Raw genomic sequence first — 996 nt, 5'->3', positions numbered from 1 at the left:
GACTTGAACCATCACTTCGATTTCGGATTTGACCAAAGCGGCTTCGTCGATTGTCGGCCAGCCTGCTTCCCACAGTTTCGCGCCGTTTAATTCGCTCCACAGGGTTTCGCAGATGTGTGGAACAATCGGCCACAGCAGGCGTACGGCGGTTTCCAATACTTCTTGGGCGACGGCGCGGCCTTGTTCGTTGCCGGTGTCGGTTTTGTCGTATTGGTTGAGCAATTCCATCACGGCGGCGATGGCGGTGTTGAACTGCTGGCGGCGGCCGTAGTCGTCGCTAACTTTGGCGGTGGTGGCGTGCAGTTTGTGACGCAGGTCTTTGAGTTCTTTAGACAAACCGTCTTGGCTGCCTGCAAACGCTTTGACTGCTTCGCCTTGCTTCAAGTATTCGTAAACGGTGCGCCACAGGCGGCGCAGGAAGCGGTGTGCGCCTTCGACGCCGCTGTCGCTCCATTCGAGGGACTGTTCGGGCGGTGCGGCAAACATCATAAACAGGCGGGCGGTGTCCGCGCCGTAGGCGTTAATCAGCTCTTGCGGATCGACGCCGTTGTTTTTGGACTTGGACATTTTTTCCGTGCCGCTGATGACGACGGGCAGTCCGTCGGCTTTGAGAACGGCGGAAACGGGGCGGCCTTTGTCGTCGAAAGTCAGCTCGACATCGGCGGGGTTGATCCAGTCTTTGCCGCCGTTGGCGTTTTCGCGGTAGTAGGTTTCGCAGACGACCATGCCTTGCGTCAGCAGGCGTTCAAACGGTTCGTCAACATTGACCAAGCCTTCGTCGCGCATCAGTTTGGTGAAGAAGCGCGCGTACAAGAGGTGCAGAATCGCGTGTTCGATACCGCCGATGTATTGGTCGACCGCGCCCCAGTATTTTGCGGCTTCTGCTGATACCATGCCTTCTGCGAACTTGGGCGACATATAGCGGAAGAAATACCAGCTCGATTCCATGAAGGTGTCCATGGTGTCGGTTTCGCGTTTCGCCGCGCCGCCGCAGCA

At 57.5% G+C, this 996-nt stretch carries 1 protein-coding gene; it reads right to left on the bottom strand.

The window, feature by feature from the left end; genetic code table 11:
- Positions 1–996: class I tRNA ligase family protein (locus ACTHS3_RS14770; RefSeq protein ID WP_440368340.1), on the bottom strand; the 996-nt coding region annotated here is incomplete at both ends.

It is taken from the genome of Neisseria sp. P0009.S007 (genome assembly GCF_051962515.1).
The sequence above is the reverse complement of the archived record's forward strand: the minus strand, read 5'-3'. Positions and strand labels throughout refer to the sequence as shown.